We start from the raw sequence: 18,726 nt of genomic DNA, 5'->3' as shown, positions 1-18,726 counted from the left end.
CTAGTTTACCGGCACAAACTCAATCCGCCGGTTGCGGCGTTTGCCGTCTGCGGTGTCATTCGACACAACCGGGCGGCTTTCACCATAACCAACCGTCAATAGACGTTCGGGCGCGATCCCCTGATCGACCAGATAGGTGTTGACCGCCTGCGCACGACGTTCACTGAGAACGCGGTTAGCCTCATCCGAGCCATCGCTATCCGTGTGTCCGCCGATCTCGATCTTCAGGTCCGGGCAACGGTCGACAATGTCATGCAGATTGCTCAGCAGCGGGATCGAGTCATTGGTCAGCCGCGCACTGCCCGAGTTGAAGTAGATATTGCCGGTCCGCGACAGGATCTCCATCCGCCCCTCACAGGCCTCACGATCCAGATCACCTTTGGTTTCCAGCGCAGCAGCCCCCGGTGTCGCCGAGGCGACCTCAAGCTGAGGCGGCGTGCCGGGTTGGGCGCGGTCGAAAACGAAGCCAAAACTGACAAAGCCGAAGGGCAGGATATCTACACCGGCGGCCTCTTCGAGCTTGCCGCGTCCTTCCTCAAGGTTGAAGTCGGGCAGGGCAATCGCAATTGGCGTCGTATTCGCCACGGCCACCCGGTCATTGTCGACCAGAGTGATGGCCACCTGCGCCACGCTGTCTTTTGTCACCCCATGCAGCGACAGGCTATAGGGCAGGTCGATGATCTTGTGCCGGGCCTGGTGCAGATCAACCAGCTGCTCGGGCGGCAATTGGGCTGTGATCACAGCCTCGGGGAAGTTGAAGGTCTCGAAAAACAGGAACCGCATGCGCACATTGCGCAGGTCAATCTTGGTATCAACGCTGTCCATCTGAACCCGAATATCGGCGCCACCTTCAGGGCTGATAACGCCCGTCAGGGTTGCAAAACCGCTGTTTTCGGCAATCGCGTTCTTCTTGACCGACAGAAACTGCAGCTCCGAGGCTTCGGAGTCCAATTTCCAGCCATGCTCAAAAGGATCGGCGCTTTGACCCCACGCCGTGTTTGCAAATACCAGTGCCGTCATAGCAAAAGCATTTCGCACCAAGTTTAAACGCGGCATGTGTGAACCTCTTCCTAGTCTTGATACTTTAATTGGGATATTTCAGGCCACGGCCATAAGAAAGCCAAAAAACAATATCAGAATATTTCGGGGCTGAGTGGTGCCCAAGGGGTCACGGACCATGAGACCAGAAAAAGGCAAAGAACCAAAGGTGCAACGCGTACTTAGAACCCTTATTGCGATGATCGCTATGCTCTGGACCGGTTCGGCTTGGGCCGAGCCGCGAATCGCGCTGGTGGTTGGAAACTCCGACTATGGTTCGGTCTCGGCCCTAGACAATCCAATCAACGATGCGCGGCTGATGGCGGAGAAGCTGACCGCGCTCGGGTTCGAGGTGCGGCATCTGTCCGACAGCACCCAGATCGAGATGAAACGCGCGATTGCCCAGTTCGGGCGAGATCTGCGCAAGGGCGGCGAAACCGCCGTGGGCCTGTTTTATTATGCGGGTCACGGGGTTCAGTCTTTCGGATCGAACTACCTGTTGCCCGTGGATGTTTCGCTGTCCGATCCGGCCGATCTGGATCTGATGGCGGTTGAGGCCCGTTCGGTTCTGCATCAGATGGCCTCGGCCAACAACAAAACGAATATCGTCATTCTGGATGCCTGCCGGAACAACCCGTTCGAGGATCTGGCAGATATGGATGACAACGGTCTGGCCGAGATGAAAGCTCCGACCGGCACTTTTCTCGCCTATGCCACCGATCCCGGCGGCGTTGCGCTGGACGGCGAAACCGGCAACAGCCCGTTCACGCTGAGCCTTGCGCAGCATATCGACACGCCCGGCATGGCGATCGAGCAATTGTTCAAGAAGGTCCGTGTTGATGTTCTCAGCGAAACGCGTGGGTTGCAAACGCCTTGGGATACCTCGTCCCTGACGCAGGATTTCGCCTTTGCGCGCGCGAATGAAACACTAATCGCGAAACCGGAACAAACCGAAGAAGAACAGTGGCAGGAAGCCGTGAACAGCCGTGACCCGGTGAAGATCATGCTGTTTCAGCGGGCCTATCCAGACAGTGTTCATGCATCGCAGGCCAATGATCTGTTGCAAACGATTTTGGCCGAGTCCTTTGGAACTCTGCCCACGCCAACGCCATCGCAAGAGGCTCCGGAAGCGACCGAGACGGACCGTTTGATGTATGAATTGGCGCAGGTCGACGATTCGATCCATTCCTATGAGGTTTACCTGCACAGCTTTCCCAGTGGCGCATTTGCCGATCAGGCGGTCGAGCGTCTGGCGGCCCTGCAGTTGGAAAGCGAGACCGTGACTCGCAAAGCCGAAGCCAATGTCGAGGCGCCAGAGGCGCAGAATTCAGGCAGCATCGACGCCGGGGCAGCGGTCACCATGAAATCCATCCTGACGTTCGGCAACACCCATGTCCGGGGCAAGTCGATCGAGGAGCTAGTTGCAGGCTCGCCTCAGTTCCCGCCGATTGATGGGCTGCCGGATGAGTTGTGGAAAGATCAGAATTGTTCGAGTTGCCACCAGTGGACGCATGAGGCTCTGTGCGATCAGGCTCAGACCTATGTCAAACGTCCAGCGGCAGGCAACGTGGCCAAGCAGCACCCGTTCGGCGGTGGTTTAAAGGTCAACCTACGCCGGTGGGCGATGGGCGGCTGTCAGGGATAAGTCTGCCTTAAGGTTTAGATCAGCGACCGGGCTTGGTTGCGCGCCCATTTGGTCGAATTTTCCAATACAAGTCGGGAAAGCTAGTGATCCAAATGGAAAACCCCTTGTGAGTGGTCGGAAATAGCCGAAGAATGCGGGTATGAAGCCCAAACCTGTCACATCCGAACCTGATGATGAGGCCGAAGCTCTCGGGCCGCGCAGCATCTATGATGGTGACCCCGAGGATGAGGAGGATCTGTGGTTTCTCCCGCCAGAGGAAGACGCGCCACAGGATGATTTCCTTACCCCAGGTCCTCGGGCAGATCAGCGGCAATTGTTCGATCCCAGAGAGTGGCAGGCCGCGCAATCCGGGTTGTCGTATGAGCTTGCGGATTTGGCGGTGACCTTTGGCGCGCTGGATGAGCGGCTGCGGGCGGGGCCGGAAGGGTGGACCCATCGTCTGGCCTTGCTGGATGTATCCGATCTGGGCTGGTGGACCGGTGACCGGATCAGTGTCGAACGTTTGGCGCTTTGGACGAGTCTGCGGATCGGCGCGACCGGTGATGATGTGCAGTCCCTGTATCGGGCAGGTTGGGCGGTGCGCCGCCTGTCATCAGGTGCGGCACCTTCCCATGATGGCTGGGAGGCCGGGCTGACCGCCTTTCTGGACCGGATGGCGCAAGGGATCGAAGAGGTGCCGGAGGCCATTGCAGACCTGTCGGACGTGATGCGCAGTGTCGAGGAGCTGCACCCCGTCACGCAAGCCGCGATTGCCTTTCATGCATGGCGTGCTGTCTCTCAAGGCCCCGGTCAGGATACGGAAGCGGCTGTCATTGCCGCGCGGCATGCGGCTTCGATGGGGCGGGGCGGGGCGCTTTTCATGCCGTTAGCCCTGTCCGGGCCGGGCGCGCTGCGTGGTGTCGGGACACCCCAGGAAAAACTGTCTGCCTGGATTCTGGGGGCCGGACAGGCTGCGCTCGCGGCTTTATTGCATCTGGACCGGATCAATGCGTGGGAGGCGCGGGCGAAGGAGGCAACAACCGACCTCAGCGGTCGAACGCCGCCTTTGCTGATTGACGCTCTGCGGGCCTGGCCCATGGTATCCGCCCCGCTTGCCGAAGAACTGACCCAGGCCTCGCGCGCTGCAGTACAGCGCAACATCGATCGCTTTACCCGCCGCGGTTTGGTCCGCGAAGTCACCGGTCAGGGGCGTTACCGCGTTTGGACGGCGGCGCTGTAGTCCAGCAGCCAGTCGCGAAACAGGCGGGCCGGCCGGCGCAAATCTGTACGAGAGGGATAGATCAGGTGATAGGCCTCTTGCCCGCTGACCTGCAGGTCGGGTAGGCAAGGCACCAGTCCTGAGCCCTCCATAATACGGTCGGATGCGGGCGCGCGGGCCAGTGCGACCCCAAGCCCGCTGGCGGACAGCTCGGCCGCCATGATCGAGTTGTCAGCAAAGAAGAACCGGGCCTGCCCTGCCGGCAGACGCAGCGCTTCGAACCAATAGAGCCAGCTGGCACGGTGGGTCGATACTTCGATCAGGGTGAATTGCAGTAGGTCCTGCGGGGTACGGATCTGTGCAGCAACCTCAGGCGGAGCGACGGGAAACAGAACCTCGTGCAACAGTTCATCTCCTTCAGTGCCAAACAGCGCGGGATTGCCAAACACGATCTGTAGATCTGTGAACTGATTGATGAAATCCGAATTCGCATTGCCGGTGGTCAGCGAAAGACTGATCTGAGGCTGCGCGGTCTGAAACGCGGGGAGGCCTTTAGCTAAAACACCATGGGCAAACAACAAAACCGACTGAACGTATAGCCTCTGTTCCCGCGTCTCACCGAACAACCCGGTGGTGGCTGTTTCCAGCATCAGCAGCGATTGCTGGACTGAGGGCAGATAGGCACGTCCTGCTTCCGTCAGCGTGACTGCATGGGCATGGCGGTGAAACAGAGGCGTGCCCAGCCGGGTCTCAAGCGCCTTTATCTGTTGGCTGACGGCGGCTGGCGACATGTTCAGCTGCGATGCTGCGCGGGAAAAGCTCTCCGTGCGTGCGGCTGCTTCGAACACGCGTAGCCAGTTGAGGGATGGGATGCGAGGCAACATGTAGCGCAGGCTAAGTTAGACTTACCCTGACAGGCAAGAGGTTTGGTTTTGACCCGTGTCTCCTCGCGGATACCCTTTGCGCATAGAGCGAATAGGTGACCCCATGGCGACAACGTTAACGCAACAACAATTCAACCAGTATTGGGAGGATGGCTATCTCTTTCCCCTCTCCGTCTTTTCCGAAGCCGAGGCTGCTGGTTTCCGGACCGAGTTGGAACAGATTGAGAGCGACTGGCTGGATGCGGATCTGCCCTTGCCTTTGAACACCTACAAAAGGGTCAATGCGCATCTGGTCATGCCACTGGCGACGCGGATCGCGCAGGATCCACGCGTTCTGGATGTGATCGAGGGCGTTCTGGGCCCTGATATCATGATCTGGTCGGCCGAGTTTTTCATCAAGGAGGCAAACACAGTTCAAACGGTAGGTATGCATCAAGATTTGACCTATTGGGGCATGGGGGAAACGCCGGATCAGGTCACGGCCTGGATCGCTCTGTCCTCCGCGACAGAGCGTAGCGGGTGTATGGATTTCGTGCGCGCCAGCCACAAGAACCCGATCTTGCCGCATACCGATACATATTCGGAAACGAACCTGTTGTCCCGCGGGCAAGAGGTGGCTGTCGAGGTTGCCGAGACCGACAAGACCCATATCGAGCTCGCGCCCGGTCAGATGTCGCTGCATCACGGGCTGACGATCCATGGTTCAGGGCCGAACCAGTCCGAGGACCGGCGGATCGGACTGGCCATCCGCTATCTCAGCCCAGGCGCGCAACAATTGGTGGCGGATCGGGACTATGCGCTTCTGGCAAGGGGCTCGGACAAACACAGCAATTTCGTGCCGGTTCAAGCACCTACAGAATTGTTCTCATCCGATGCATTAGCAACGTATGAGCAAGTACGGCGGGATCAGAGCAAAGCACTGGCGGAAGGGGCAGACGGGTCGGTTCCTCTCTATTCAGGGTAAGACGGGCGGTTAACGCCCGACCCCCACATAGGTTTCAAAACCCGCTTTTTCGACACTGTCCTGAGAGTAGACGTTGCGCAGATCCACCATGCGCGGCGTCTTCATCGCGCCGCCAAGTTCGGTTAGGTTCAGGGCGCGAAACTCGTTCCATTCGGTCAGAAGAACAACGACGTCGGCATCTTTGGCCGCCGCGTATGGGTCATCACACCAATCCACGCCGGGCAGCAGCGCCTCTCCCTCAGCGCGGCCTTGCGGGTCGACCACGCGAACTTTGGCCCCACCGCCGATCAGGGCCGGAATAATGGTCAGGGACGGGGCATCGCGCATATCGTCGGTGTTGGGTTTGAACGTCACGCCCAGCACGGTCACTGTCTTGCGGTTGAAGCTGTCATCGCAGGCGTCGCGGATCTTGTCGATCATTCGCTTTTTCACACCGTCATTGACGCGGATCACGGTCTCGGTAATCTGCATCGGATACGCGTGTTCCTGACCGATCCGGGCCAGAGCGGCGGTATCCTTGGGAAAGCACGAACCGCCATAGCCGGGCCCCGCATGCAGGAATTTGTTGCCAATCCGGCCGTCAAACCCGATCCCTCGCGACACCTCCTTGACGTCGGCGCCCACTTTCTCGCAAAGGCCGGCGATCTCGTTGATGAAGGTGATCTTGGTCGCGAGGAAGGCGTTTGCTGCGTATTTGATCATCTCGGCGCTTTCCAGATCGGTGGTCAGGATCGGGAAATCTCGCAGATAAAGCGGACGGTAGATTTCGGCCATCACCTCGGCAGCGCCGTCGTTTTCCACGCCCACAACAACCCGGTCAGGGCGCATGAAGTCGTCAATCGCGGCCCCTTCGCGCAGGAATTCCGGGTTCGAGGCCACATCGAACTGCGCATTCGGATTTGCAGCACTGACGACCTGCTGCACCTTGCGATTGGTGCCGACGGGCACTGTGGATTTTGTCACAATCACCGCATAGCCGGTCAGCGCGTTGGCGATCTCTTCGGCGGCAGCCATCACATAGGTCAGATCCGCGTGACCGTCCCCGCGTCGCGTCGGTGTGCCGACGGCGATGAAAACCGCATCCGCTCCGTCTACGGCTTCTTGCAGGTTGGTCGTGAAACTAAGCCGCCCGGCAGCTACATTCTTGGCCATGAGGGTGTCCAGCCCCGGCTCATAAATCGGAACCTCACCGGCTTGCAGCATCTGGATTTTTTGCTCAGACTTGTCCACGCAGATCACATCATGGCCGAAGTCCGAAAAACACACTCCTGACACCAAACCCACATAGCCGGTGCCGATCATCGCAATACGCAAGCTCGAATTCCTCTTTTTGTCTAGGCCGAAATGCGCCTGCACAATCAAAGAAATCGTGGTCAGGTGCAATGCCAGATTGTCGCCTTGGGTTGCATTCCATACGCTCTTACTGTTTTTGAGACTTCAAACGGACGCAATTGTGGAAACGAGGCACAGCTATGACCAAAAAGGCATTGATCACAGGCATTACCGGTCAGGACGGATCGTATCTGGCCGAGTTCCTGTTGGAAAAAGGCTATGAGGTGCATGGGATCAAGCGGCGTGCCTCGTCGTTCAACACGCAGCGGATCGACCATATCTATCAGGATCCGCACGAGCCGAACCCCAAGCTGCATCTGCACTATGGTGATCTGAGCGACACGTCCAACCTGACGCGTATTATCCAGCAGGTTCAGCCTGATGAGGTCTATAACCTTGGGGCCCAATCGCATGTGGCGGTTAGCTTCGAGTCCCCCGAATACACGGCTGATGTGGATGCGATTGGGACGCTGCGCCTGCTCGAGGCGATCCGGTTTCTGGGGCTGGAGGAGAAGTGCCGCTTCTATCAGGCCTCCACGTCCGAGCTTTATGGGCTGGTGCAGGAAACACCTCAACGCGAGACCACGCCGTTCCACCCGCGCTCGCCCTATGCTGTGGCCAAGCTTTATTCCTACTGGATTACGGTGAATTATCGTGAGGCCTACGGGATGTATGCCTGCAACGGTATCCTGTTCAATCACGAAAGCCCGCGCCGGGGCGAGACCTTTGTGACCCGTAAGATCACGCGTGGTCTGGCGAATATTGCGCAGGGCCTCGAAGATTGCCTGCATATGGGCAATATCGACAGCCTGCGGGACTGGGGCCATGCCAAGGATTATGTCCGCATGCAGTGGCTGATGCTGCAGCAGGACGCGCCCGAGGACTTCGTGATCGCCACCGGGGTGCAGTATTCCGTGCGTCAGTTCATCGAATGGTCCGCCGCTGAGCTGGGCGTGACGCTGGAATTCACCGGCGAAGGCGTTGATGAGATTGCGATCGTCAAGGCGGTCGAAGGCGACAACGCTCCGGCGCTGAAGCCCGGAGATGTGGTGATGCGGATCAACCCCCGTTACTTCCGCCCGGCTGAGGTGGAGACCCTGCTGGGTGATCCGTCCAAAGCCAAGCAGAAACTGGGCTGGGTGCCCGAGTTAACGGTACAAGAAATGTGCGAAGAGATGGTGCGCGAAGATCTCAAAACAGCGCAGCGCCATGCATTGCTCAAGCAACACGGCTACGAGATGCCCGTGAGCTTGGAAAACGGCTGAGGACCCAACCATGCGCAAAATCTACGTAGCAGGGCACCGCGGCATGGTCGGGGGTGCCATCCTGCGCAAATTGCAGGACCGGCAGGCCGCAGGCGAGGCCCTGAGCCTCCTCACCCGCACGCATTCCGAACTGGATTTAACCGATCAAGCTGCGGTGCGCGCCTTTATGCAGGCCGAGAAGCCCGATGTGGTTGTGTTGGCTGCGGCCAAAGTCGGTGGTATTCATGCCAACAATGCCTACCCGGCTGATTTCATTTACAAAAACCTGATGATCGAATGCAACGTAATCCATCAGGCGTTTGAGGCCGGAGTCAAACACCTGCTCCAGCTTGGCAGCTCGTGTATCTACCCGCGCGCGGCGGAGCAACCGATGCGCGAAGACGCCCTGCTGACAGGTGTTTTGGAACCTACCAACGAACCCTACGCGGTGGCCAAGATCGCCGGGATCAAGCTGTGCGAAAGCTACAACCGGCAGCACGGTGTTGACTATCGCTCGGTCATGCCGACCAACCTCTATGGGCCGGGCGACAATTTCCATCCCGAAAACAGCCATGTGCTGCCCGCCTTGATCCGCCGTTTCCACGAAGCGCAGCGGGATGGAGTGGATGAGGTCGTGATCTGGGGCACCGGCAAACCCCGTCGTGAATTCCTGCACGTGGATGACATGGCCGAGGCGTCTTTGTTCGTCCTGGACCTGCCGCGTGGCGTTTACGAGGCCAACACTCAGCCGATGCTCAGCCATATCAACGTCGGGTGCGGGTCAGACATCTCGATTGCCGAGCTTGCGGCGCTGGTGGCGCAGGTCACGGGCTTCAAGGGGCGGATCACGCAGGATACCTCAAAACCCGATGGGACCCTGCGCAAGTTGATGGATGTGTCACGTCTGGCGGATATGGGATGGACGGCCTCGATCGGGCTTGAGGACGGTATTCGCGAAACCTACGCCTGGTTTCTTGAACAATCTCAGGGCGATCTTCGCGCGAAATAGAGGCCCGAACCCCAAGGTCCGGGCCAATTCCCTCAGAACCAACGTCCAATCGCGGTCAGAGATGGCGCGCGGGCTGTGGTATCTGATGTGGTGGAAAGAACCTTGCAAACGACTTGGCTGGTCGAAGGTTCGTCGACCCCGACGAACCGTCCCGCGCCGCCACCGCTGCCGCTGACAGACGGAGGCGCCGCAAAGGCGACCGGGAAGGCCCAGGTCTCGGTAGTACTGGCAAACAGAGCGCCGTCACTGGTGGTGCAACCTGTGGCGGTCAGGGTCGTGGTGCAAATCTGAGTGCCATCGGCGAATCGGACATAGTCGCCCGTTGCGGTGCTGCCACGTTCGATCACTGCACCCGTCGGAGAGCCCGCGTTTTCCGACACCGATCCCAGCAGATTGCCCGGCCCGTACCCATAGTCGGCCCGCATTAAACGTCCGTTAGTGGTATCCGTTGGGCTGTTTTGAACGGCTGCGCCGCTGGCGATACCCGTTGTGGGATCAAGGCGCAGGGCGTCTGTCCAACTGCCGCCGTCCGGTGACACCTTGATCGAGAACCCGGTGCTCCCCGACAGCCCCATCTCGGCATGACCCGTCCAGTTGGACTGAAACAGCAACGACGCGGTTTCGCCAGAGCCGGATTTGTTGATCTTCAGCTGATGGCCTCCGCCCTCATGGCTCAGCAGCGTTGCAGGGCCGCGAACGGATAGACGGTTGGTGCTGTCATAGCCTGTCGCCACACCCACACCGGGCAAGTTAGACGTCTCAACCGGAGGGTTGACCCACGCGTTGCCATCCCACAGTTTCACCTGTCCATCGGCCTGATCCCAGGCTCGCCAGCCTGTCTGCGGGAGCAGGAAGTGCCAAGCAGTATCAATCCAGGCGGCCAATTCACCCGCATGACCGTCCCAATCTCCAGTCGGGTTCGAGCCCAGCCCATGAATCTCTCCCTTTTCCGGGGCGACGGGTGGATTTGTGCTGCTGGTCGACACAACGCTCAGCTGCACAACGAGGTCCAACTGGCGCAGGGCTTCGTTGTGGGTGACATGTTTCTGCGCCTGAGACGGTTGCAGAAACGGCAGGTTCAATCGGGGTGAGGTCTGAGACACGGGCGTCCTCCTTAGGCTGTCGGTCCGACATTTCGTTGCGCGCCACCCTGCCGCAGGACGCGTGAATTCTGTCTGACCGAAGCGAACGCCCGGAGGTGTTTCTGTTTACCTTTTCACCTGAATCTCGTGTAAAAAACTGAATTCAAACAGTTTAACTGCGTGAATAGATGTCCTCATAGCGGATGATGTCATCCTCACCCAGATACGTGCCTGTCTGGACCTCGATCAGCACCATGGGCACCTTGCCGGGGTTTTCCATCCGATGGACCGCACCCAAAGGAATGTAGACAGACTGGTTTTCGGAAACCAGACGCTCTTCTTCGTCGATTGTGACCTTTGCGGTACCTTCCACCACGATCCAGTGTTCGGACCGATGGTGATGCGACTGCAGGCTGAGCGCCGCGCCGGGATGGACGTGGATGCGCTTGACCTGAAACCGGTCCCCGATCACCAGGCTTTCGAACCAGCCCCAAGGGCGGTGATCCACGGGCAGGGATTCGGCCTGTTTCGCACCTTTGGCCTTCAGCGCGGTCACGGCCTTTTTGACGTCCTGCGCCTTATCCATGCTGGCGACCAGAACCGCGTCGGGCATGGCAACGGCAATCACGTCCTGCAAACCCAGCGCTACAACCTCCTGCGCCGGAGATTCCGAGCGGACCAGCACGTTTTGACAGTCAATTGCCGTGACTTCACCAGAGGTCGCGACGCCATCTGCGTCGGGATGGGTCAACTCTTGCACCGCGGACCAACTGCCTACATCCGACCACCCGGCCGCATAGGGCACCACGCTCAGGTTGTCCGCTTTCTCCATCACGGCATAGTCGATCGAGATATCTTCGACCTCAAACCACGCCTCGGCATCCAGTCTGAGGAAACCAAGGTCACTTTTGGCGTTTTCGACAGCGTTTTTGACAGGGCTCATCAGGGCAGGAGCGTGCTGTTCGAATGCTGCGATGATGTCGCGAACGGCAAACAGAAAGATGCCCGAGTTCCACAGATAGCTGCCATCGGCCAGCATGGATTGGGCAGTTTCGAGATCGGGCTTTTCAACGAACCGATCCAGAGGGACCGCGCGGGTTTCGGGCGTTTGGCTCAGTTTCAGGTAGCCATAGCCGGTTTCCGGCCGATCCGGAGTGATGCCGAAGGTCAGCAGATCACCACGCTCGGCAATCGCGCGTAAACCTTCGATGACTGCGTCGTGAAAGGCGCTGGAATCGGGGACGACGTGGTCAGAGGGGGCCACCAACATAACCGCATCCGGGTCGATTTCATTCAGGAACAAGGCTGCGGCCAGAACGGCGGGCGCGGTGTTGCGTCCTTCGGGTTCGATCAGAACCGGGCCAGGGTCTATGCCGATCTCGGTCAATTGCTCTGGCACAACGAAGCGAAACGCCTCATTCGTGAGGATGACAGGTTTGGCGTAAGGCGCAGCTTCAGGCCCACGCATTCTGAGGGCGCAATCCTGCAATAGGCTGTTTTCGCCCAGTAAGGGTACAAACTGCTTGGGATAGCTTTTCCGGGAGAGCGGCCACAAACGGGTTCCAGACCCCCCGCATAGAATTACTGGATATACGGTTGTCATGATCGCGCAGCGTCTTTCATTTGTGTGTCTTATCGCCCGTTTACTGGGCGGCTTTCTCAGCCGAGACAAGGTCGTGCAGATACGCGCTCAGGTCATCGCGCAGATCATCGCGGGCCAAGGCAAATGCGACGGTTGCTTGCAGGAACCCAGCTTTAGATCCGCAATCAAAGCGTTGACCGTCAAATTTGTACCCAAAGACAGGAACACCGTTGCGGATATCTTCGGCGATGGCGTCGGTCAGCTGTATCTCTCCGCCGCTGCCCTTCTTCTTTTGGTTCAAATTATACAGAACTGACGGCCCAAGCACATAGCGTCCGATTACGGCGAGGTTTGAGGGCGCATCCTCGGGCTTGGGTTTTTCGACCATGCCGCGCGTACGCACGACCGTGCCCACATTGTCGCCCACATCCAACACCCCGTAGGAGCTGGTCTGTTCGGGCGGAACCTCCATCGCGGCAACCATATTGCCGCCGGTTTCTTCATACGCTTCGATCATCTGCTGCAAACAGGGCTTGTCGGCGGCGATAACGTCATCGGGCAGCATGACGGCGAAAGGCTCATCCCCGATCAGGCGGCGCGCGCACCAGACAGCGTGGCCAAGCCCAAGCGCCTTGTGCTGGCGGATATAGGCGATGGCGCCGCTTTCCATGTTTGTCGCATTGAGCGTATCCAGCAGCTTGTCCTTGCCTTTGGCTTTAAGCTCTTGTTCCAGAACAAGGTTATGGTCGAAATAATCCTCAAGCGCGGATTTTCCGCGCGACGTGACAAATATGAACTCGGTGATCCCAGCAGCGCGGGCCTCGTCGATGGCGTACTGGACCAGAGGGCGGTCAACCAGCGTCATGATCTCTTTCGGGACGGATTTCGTCGCGGGCAAAAAGCGTGTTCCAAGTCCTGCTACGGGGAAAATCGCCTTGGTGACCTTGCGTGTCATAGTGCCTCTCAATCTAGTTGCCCCTCGTGGTCGAAACCAATCGGGTTATTCCTCTTAGGCTTTGGGGCCAGATCATTCAATATTACCCGAAGGGCCTGAGCTTAAATCGGTCAGATCGTGCCATGGCGGGAACCGCAAGTCAAAAGACAGTTATGTTGCCAGTTTCTGGTTGCTTGGGCTGGCATCTCAAGCCGCGAGGTCGCTTCGTTGAAGCGCTCCAGTATCGCGTTCTTGGCGATGTATCCATAACGGGTTGATTCTAAACAGCCGCGCCAAGCCTGTGCGATACGTCCGGACAATGGAAAGACCGTGCATCAAGCTAATTTGGGCAAGCCTGTCAATTGACCTTAAAAAAGCAACGATAGTGATGAACAATAAACATTGTTGACTTAGACTGAGGATGGTTACTGCCCAAGTTCAGAGACAAGCGCATTGTTAGGGAAACACGTCTCGGCCCGACCTTGCGTTTTCTGCCAGCGCCCGATTGAGCGCCGCGTTTTGAAACCTGGCAGCCCATCTGCACCGCCGACATCATGGCCAAGGTGTTCCAACCCTCTTTGCATCGCTGCAATTTCTGATCGGTATAGTGTGTCAACCCGACCCCAGCGCGCCGTGAAGTCTCCGACACCGAATGCAATCCGATCCCCGACATGACCCACGAACAGGGCGTATAGATCGCTCTTGTTGTATTCTTTCAGGACATAGAAATTCTCGGTCACCAAAAACGCCGGTCCGGTTCGACCTGCGGGCATCATTAGGAACCCTTGGGCAGGCAGTTCATGCGCTGGAAATGGACGGCCCGAAGCGCGCGTGATCCCCATCGAGGTCCATTCCTCGATCTTGCGACCCTGATCAGGACCCTCCAATGCACAGCTGACTGTATCAGGCACAAAAACCTCAAATCCCCAATCACGGCCCGAAATCCAGCCATGCTTCGACAAGTAGTTGGCGATCGAGGCGATCGTGTCCTCTTCGGATTGCCAGATATCTGCGCTGGAATCGCCATCTCCGTCCACGGCGTAGGTCAGAAAACTCGAGGGCATGAACTGCGGCTGCCCCAGCGCTCCGGCCCAGCTGCTTTTCATCTCACGACCGTTCAAATGCCCTGCTTCTGCGATTTGCAAGGCGGCCAGCAACTCGGCTGTGAAATATTGCGAGCGGGAGCTCATGAATCCCTTTGTCGCGAGGACCTGAAACGCGTTGTGAGGGATCGCCACTTGACCATAGCCGCTTTCACGTCCCCAGATGCCGAGGATGATGCGGGCTGGAACGCCGGTTTCGGCCTCGACACGGGCAAGCACCGCGGCGTGCCGTTTGGCCATTTTGCGCCCCTGAGCAGTCGCGCCCTGCAAAGAGCCTGCTTTGAAATAGCGCGCCGGTGCTCCGAATTCGGCCTGGGATTGTGGCTTTGATGACTGCGGCGGGCTGCCCGGCGGCACCAGATCGGGAAGGTCCCATTTCAATGTCACGCCGGACAGAGCCTGTGTCATGGTCTGGCGCGAAACGCCTTTGGCACGGGCTTGCGGCCACACCGTTTCCTGCAACCAGTTTTGAAACTGGCGCTCAACCTTGGCGCGATCTTGCGCGTTGGCCGCCAGGGGTTGGACGGCAAGGCAAAAAATCAAAATGAGAATACGCATCTTAGCCAAGCTGTGTCCCGACGATGCCTGCAAGTCAACCTAAACCAGAGCACCATTGGCGCCAGCTTGAAGGCTGCGATCAAAAGCCTTGAGAAATCTCTTGCCTTTGTCGATAGTTGCACTGAAACGGATGCGAAAGAGGACAGTCGCCTATGACCAAGGTCAGAACGGCCCTCATATCGGCGGCGATGCTGATGGCCCTTGTGGTAGTGGTATCGTCGGCCCGGACCGCAGGTGCCAGTGACAGCTTCATGGACCCTCAGGGGCCGATCGCGGCAGTGCAGAAGGCACATCTTTTGCGGGCAACGTGGTTGATTTTGATCGCTGTTGTGCCTGTTCTTGTTTTGGTTCCGCTTATTGCGCTGCGATATCGTCGTCGGAAGGGCAGTACAGCTGCTTATAGGCCAGACTGGGACTTCTCGCCCCAGCTCGAGATGGTGATGTGGGGCGTTCCGGTGGTGATCGTCACGATTTTGTCGGTCTACTTGTGGAAAGCGACCCATCGTCTGGACCCTTACGCGGCTCCCTTTGGGGATGAACCCGCCGTTCAGGTTCAGGTCGTTGGCCTCGATTGGAAATGGTTGTTCATCTATCCCGATCTGGGGATCGCGACCGTGGGTGAGATGGGTATTCCAGTCAAACAGCAAATCGCTCTGACCCTGACAACGGACACGGTCATGCAATCTTTCATGATCCCTGCCTTGGCCGGGCAGATTTACGCAATGCCAGGTATGACCACTCAGCTGCATCTGGTCGCGGATCAACCCGAACAGATGCAGGGCGAGAATACGCAATATAACGGGCGCGGCTTCACGAAACAGAAGTTCGAAACGCTTGCCTTATCGGCGGAGGAATTTGACGCTTGGGTCGAAACTGTGCGCCAGAACGGCATCGTGTTGGATGCGGCGACGTATAAGACTGTCGCCATGCGCTCGGACCGGGATGAGGTGCAGCAGGCCCTCGGAACCTCAGATATGCCTGAAAACGCCTTGTATTTCCGCTTGGATGACGGCGATTTGTTTCAGTCGATCTTGCATCGCTATCACTCTGGCCAAGCCCTGCCGCACGATCAGCAACCGGGCACGACATCATATGGGCAGGGGGTCGGCCAATGACATCAGACACCGGTTTCTTCGGCCGCCTCAGTTGGGACGCGTTTCCCATTGCCGGACTGATCCAGAACCCCAACGCAAATGAGATCGTCGCCAATGCCGCCGCCGCCGTAGTCATAGTCGGAGCGGCTGCCGTTGTCTTTCTGCTGTCCTGGTTTAGGCTGTGGGGGCCGCTGTGGCGCGACTGGCTGACCAGTGCCGATCACAAGAAAATCGGCATCATGTACATCGTCTTTGCCATCGTCATGCTGGCCCGCGGTGTGCTGGAAGGCGTTGTCATGCGCGCCCAGCAGGCGGCCGGGCCGGGCGACGGTTTCCTTGAGGCCGAGCATTTTGCCGAACTCTTCAGCACCCACGGCACGATCATGATTTTCTTTGTCGCTGTGCCCTTTGTCTTTGGCATCGCGAACTACGTCATTCCACTGATGATCGGCGCGCGGGATGTCGCCTTTCCGGTGATGAACCAGATCAGCCTTGGGCTGACGGTCTCGGCGGGCATGATGCTGATGGTTTCTCTGGTGGTCGGAGAGTTCTCGACCGGGGGATGGACCGCTTATCCGCCATATACCGGGGCCGCGTTTAATCCGGGTGTCGGGCCAGACTACTGGATCTGGGCCATAGTCGTGTCGGGGATAGGAACGACTCTGACCGGGATCAATTTTGCCGTTACGATCTACAAGCTGCGGGCTCCAGGAATGACCTTCATGCGGCTGCCGATGTATTGCTGGACGATCATCTGTAGCTCAATCCTCATCGTTTTTGCGATGCCGCCGCTCGGGGTCGCGGCCTTGTTGCTGGCCACTGATCGCTATCTGGATTTTCATTTCTTCACCAACGACCTCGGCGGCAACATGATGAACTATGCCAACCTGTTCTGGCTGTTCGGCCACCCCGAGGTCTACCTGCTCGTACTGCCCGCCTATGGCATCTATTCCGAGGTCTTCGCGACCTTCTCGGCCAAGCGCATCTATGGTTATACCTCGCTGGTGATTGCCACCATGTCGATTGCGGTCCTGTCCTTCACAGTCTGGCTGCATCACTTCTTCACCATGGGCCAAAGCGCGCTGATCAACGCCGTGTTCGGTATCGCGACCATGCTGATTGCCATTCCCACCGGAGTGAAGGTTTATGACTGGATGGCAACGCTCTGGCGGGGCCGTATCCGGTTTTCGGTCCCAATGCTCTATGGGCTGGCTTTCCTAATGCTGTTTGTCATTGGCGGCCTTAGCGGAGTGATCTTGGCCAATCCAACTGTTGACTATCAAGTCCACAACACTCTGTTTCTGGTGGCGCATTTCCACAATGTTCTGCTGCCCGGCGTGCTGTTTGGCTTGCTCGCAGCCTATAACTACTGGTTTCCAAAAGCGTTCGGATTTCGCTTGCACGAAGGGTGGGGCAGGGTGACGGTTGCGCTCTGGACCGTTGGATTCATGCTGACCTTCCTACCGCTTTACTTTGTCGGCCTGATGGGCATGCCACGCCGATCGTTCAGTTGGGAGGATCCGAGCTTTCACCCCTATATGATCGTCGCGGTGGTCGGAGCATTGGTCATCACAGCCGCGTTGCTATCGGTTCTGGTCCAGCTCTGGGTCAGCATCCGCGACCGCGACAAAACCCGCGTTCCTGTGGGCGACCCTTGGGATGGCCGCTCGTTGGAATGGTCGATCCCAGCACCGCCACCGCCCTATAACTTTTTCATCATCCCACAGGTGACCGCGCGGGATGACTTCGCCACCGCTAAAGAGCGGGGCGCGGCCTATCCCACCCCCGACGCCTATGAAGATATCGATATGCCGCGCAATACCGGGATCGGATTCATCCTTTGCGTGACCAGCGGTATCTGGATGTTTGCGTTGGTCTGGTGGATCTGGTGGCTGGCAGCGCTGATGACGGGTGCGATGATCCTTGTCTTTATCATCTGGACCTTCGACACCAGCACCGAAATCACCATCCCCGCCGAGGAGGTCCGCAAGGAACACGAGGCCTGGCTTGCACTGGTTCACAGCGAAACCCCCGTGGATCGCGACCACGAGACGGCGACGGATAACCGAGGCCTTGCCCGACCCGATATGGAGGCGGTGACATGAAACGCGCCCCGACCCATAGCTATCCCGGCATCAACCTCGGTGAACGCCACGCCAGTGCCCACAAAGCGTCCGAAGTCGTTACCTTCGGCTTCTGGGTCTTCCTGATGAGCGATCTGGTCTATTTCGGCCTAATGTTCGCGATCTACATCACGATGATCGACGCGCAGGCGGGTGGTCCCGGCCCGCACGAGCTGTTCGACCTCAAAAGTATCTTCGCACAAACCATGATCCTTTTGACCAGCAGCCTGACAGTCGGCTTGGCCATGCTGGCTTTGAAATACAACCTGCCAAGGTCAAAGATCATTCTGTGGTTCGGAGTAACGCTGTTCCTGGGAATCAGCTTCCTTGTTCTTGAAGTCCGAGACTTCATGGCAATGGTCGAAAAAGGCGGTATCCCGCAGCGCAGCGGCTTCCTTTCTGCCTTCTACGGGCTGGTGCCGTTGCATGGGCTGCACGTGGCGGCAGGCTGTGTTTGGTTGATTGTTTTAGGTATTCAACTGCGCTTCATGGGAATGACCGATCTGGTCATCTCACGCGTCGTGCGCCTTGCATTGTTCTGGCACTTTCTCGACCTGATCTGGATCGGCATCATCACAATCGTCTATTTCGGAGGTCTGACCTATGGATAAACGCTCCGAGATGCACCGGCGCGAGCGACGGCGCTATGTCATCGGCTACGGAGGCTCACTGCTTTTGACGCTTGCGATGTTTGGCGTTGCGCAAGTGTTTGGTATTGAAACGACTGGAGTGTATTTGACCATCGGTCTGTTGGGTTTGGCGCAGCTGATCTTTCAACTGGTCTATTTCCTGCACATAGATCGTCGTCGCAGCAGCCGCGAGGATCTGGATCTGATCCTGTTTTCGACCCTTGTTCTGTTGATCATCATTCTCGGAACGGTCTGGATTTTGGGCAACCTTGCGGTTCGAATGCACTTGCACGCAATGTAGCCGGTA

General features: G+C 58.1%; 16 protein-coding genes. 9 read left to right on the top strand and 7 right to left on the bottom strand.

Annotated elements, in window-relative coordinates:
* Positions 1-1,056, bottom strand: a complete 1,056-nt coding sequence (locus ACR0J4_RS13750) for an OmpA family protein (protein WP_170549489.1) — start codon at positions 1,054-1,056, stop codon at positions 1-3.
* A gap of 121 nt (positions 1,057-1,177) precedes the next feature.
* Between ACR0J4_RS13750 and ACR0J4_RS13745 the strand changes: the two genes are divergently transcribed.
* A complete protein-coding gene (locus ACR0J4_RS13745; RefSeq protein ID WP_170643332.1) occupies positions 1,178-2,683 on the top strand; it encodes a caspase family protein in 1,506 nt (501 codons plus the stop codon).
* Between the two features lie 139 nt (positions 2,684-2,822).
* Positions 2,823-3,902 (top strand): helix-turn-helix domain-containing protein, encoded by a 1,080-nt coding sequence (locus ACR0J4_RS13740; RefSeq protein WP_170643333.1) that lies wholly within the window; start codon positions 2,823-2,825, stop codon positions 3,900-3,902.
* On the opposite strand, the gene ACR0J4_RS13735 is transcribed toward ACR0J4_RS13740, so the two are convergent.
* Positions 3,875-4,765 (bottom strand): LysR family transcriptional regulator, encoded by an 891-nt coding sequence (locus tag ACR0J4_RS13735; RefSeq protein ID WP_170643334.1) that lies wholly within the window; start codon positions 4,763-4,765, stop codon positions 3,875-3,877. The two genes, ACR0J4_RS13740 and ACR0J4_RS13735, sit on opposite strands and share 28 nt — an antisense overlap.
* Before the next feature lie 103 nt (positions 4,766-4,868).
* Here ACR0J4_RS13735 and ACR0J4_RS13730 point away from each other — a divergent pair, with 103 nt between their 5' ends.
* The gene (locus ACR0J4_RS13730; protein WP_170643335.1) at positions 4,869-5,729 is read left to right on the top strand and encodes a phytanoyl-CoA dioxygenase family protein; all 861 of its coding nucleotides are present in this window, start codon (positions 4,869-4,871) and stop codon (positions 5,727-5,729) included.
* 9 nt (positions 5,730-5,738) lie between these two features.
* Here the strand turns inward: ACR0J4_RS13730 and ACR0J4_RS13725 are convergent, their stop codons facing one another.
* On the bottom strand, positions 5,739-7,043 hold the full coding sequence (locus ACR0J4_RS13725; protein ID WP_170549504.1) for a UDP-glucose dehydrogenase family protein: 1,305 nt from the start codon (positions 7,041-7,043) through the stop codon (positions 5,739-5,741).
* A 158-nt stretch (positions 7,044-7,201) separates the two neighbouring features.
* Between ACR0J4_RS13725 and gmd the strand changes: the two genes are divergently transcribed.
* Together gmd and fcl are read left to right on the top strand one after the other, a co-directional pair.
* A complete protein-coding gene (gene gmd, locus ACR0J4_RS13720; protein ID WP_170549507.1) occupies positions 7,202-8,326 on the top strand; it encodes a GDP-mannose 4,6-dehydratase in 1,125 nt (374 codons plus the stop codon).
* Between the two features lie 10 nt (positions 8,327-8,336).
* A complete protein-coding gene (fcl, locus tag ACR0J4_RS13715) occupies positions 8,337-9,314 on the top strand; it encodes a GDP-L-fucose synthase (protein WP_170643336.1) in 978 nt (325 codons plus the stop codon).
* A 32-nt stretch (positions 9,315-9,346) separates the two neighbouring features.
* Here the strand turns inward: fcl and ACR0J4_RS13710 are convergent, their stop codons facing one another.
* The 4 genes from ACR0J4_RS13710 to ACR0J4_RS13695 all read right to left on the bottom strand — a co-directional run bounded on the left by ACR0J4_RS13710 (position 9,347) and on the right by ACR0J4_RS13695 (position 14,573).
* Positions 9,347-10,417, bottom strand: a complete 1,071-nt coding sequence (locus ACR0J4_RS13710) for a DUF2793 domain-containing protein (RefSeq protein WP_170549513.1) — start codon at positions 10,415-10,417, stop codon at positions 9,347-9,349.
* A 151-nt stretch (positions 10,418-10,568) separates the two neighbouring features.
* Entirely contained in the window at positions 10,569-11,999 is a 1,431-nt protein-coding gene (locus ACR0J4_RS13705; RefSeq protein WP_170643337.1) for a mannose-1-phosphate guanylyltransferase/mannose-6-phosphate isomerase, read from the bottom strand.
* Positions 12,000-12,039: 40 nt separating this feature from the next.
* Positions 12,040-12,933, bottom strand: coding sequence for a UTP--glucose-1-phosphate uridylyltransferase GalU (galU, locus tag ACR0J4_RS13700; RefSeq protein ID WP_170643338.1), 894 nt, complete (start codon positions 12,931-12,933; stop codon positions 12,040-12,042).
* A gap of 404 nt (positions 12,934-13,337) precedes the next feature.
* Positions 13,338-14,573 carry a lytic murein transglycosylase gene (locus ACR0J4_RS13695; RefSeq protein WP_170643339.1) on the bottom strand — a complete coding sequence of 412 codons (1,236 nt, stop codon included), beginning with the start codon at positions 14,571-14,573 and terminating at the stop codon, positions 13,338-13,340.
* A 152-nt stretch (positions 14,574-14,725) separates the two neighbouring features.
* Here ACR0J4_RS13695 and ACR0J4_RS13690 point away from each other — a divergent pair, with 152 nt between their 5' ends.
* From ACR0J4_RS13690 to ACR0J4_RS13675, 4 genes are read left to right on the top strand one after another with little or no spacing between them, the layout of a single operon-like run.
* Positions 14,726-15,688: a cytochrome ubiquinol oxidase subunit II family protein gene (locus ACR0J4_RS13690; RefSeq protein ID WP_170643340.1), complete on the top strand. Its 963-nt coding sequence runs from the start codon at positions 14,726-14,728 to the stop codon at positions 15,686-15,688.
* The gene (locus tag ACR0J4_RS13685; RefSeq protein WP_170643341.1) at positions 15,685-17,772 is read left to right on the top strand and encodes a cbb3-type cytochrome c oxidase subunit I; all 2,088 of its coding nucleotides are present in this window, start codon (positions 15,685-15,687) and stop codon (positions 17,770-17,772) included. The genes ACR0J4_RS13690 and ACR0J4_RS13685 overlap by 4 nt, the downstream gene beginning before the upstream one ends.
* Positions 17,769-18,401: a cytochrome c oxidase subunit 3 gene (locus tag ACR0J4_RS13680; protein WP_170643342.1), complete on the top strand. Its 633-nt coding sequence runs from the start codon at positions 17,769-17,771 to the stop codon at positions 18,399-18,401. The genes ACR0J4_RS13685 and ACR0J4_RS13680 overlap by 4 nt, the downstream gene beginning before the upstream one ends.
* The gene (locus ACR0J4_RS13675) at positions 18,394-18,720 is read left to right on the top strand and encodes a cytochrome o ubiquinol oxidase subunit IV (RefSeq protein WP_480526005.1); all 327 of its coding nucleotides are present in this window, start codon (positions 18,394-18,396) and stop codon (positions 18,718-18,720) included. Before ACR0J4_RS13680 ends, ACR0J4_RS13675 begins: the two co-directional genes overlap by 8 nt.
* Positions 18,721-18,726 lie beyond the last annotated feature (6 nt).

This window comes from Ruegeria sp. B10, from assembly GCF_056539825.1.
Note: the sequence above shows the minus strand (reverse complement) of the source record. Positions and strands in the feature narration are given on the sequence as shown.